Origin of the sequence: Chryseobacterium sp. BGARF1 (assembly GCF_001677955.1) — a bacterium.
GTDB lineage: Bacteria > Bacteroidota > Bacteroidia > Flavobacteriales > Weeksellaceae > Chryseobacterium.
In genome coordinates this window covers 1-391 of sequence record NZ_LELA01000109.1, presented here as the reverse complement: position 1 = coordinate 391, position 391 = coordinate 1, and the positions used below count along the sequence as shown (strand labels likewise).

1 protein-coding gene is annotated in these 391 nt (G+C 35.3%); it reads left to right on the top strand.

What is annotated here, in order from left to right; genetic code table 11:
• The coding region (locus AB671_RS22535) for a hypothetical protein (protein WP_185114132.1) at positions 1-391 on the top strand (391 nt) is incomplete at both ends.

Below are 391 nucleotides of genomic sequence, written 5' to 3'. Positions count from 1 at the left end.
TTCCTTATAAATATTTTGCCACTTATGGTATTACACTCCCCTCAGAGAAAACAGAAAAATCTTACTTTTATAAAAACGGTATTCAAAGTTCTATTACATCAACAACAAATACGCTGTATAATAATCTAGACTACCCAACATCCGTGACACAAAGTTTTTCCGATGGAGAAACAAACAATGCCACCTATGCTTACGCTTACGAAAAAAACAATACCAAGCTCATCAATGCCAATATGATAGGTATTCCCTTAGAAACGGAGACTAAAAAAAATAACAAGACGATTTCTAAAGTTGAGACCAAGTATGATAATCCTGCCAACTTATTGCCGAGCTCTGTAATCTCGACCGACCTTAGCAATACCAATTCTACCGAAGTTACTTATGATCAGTA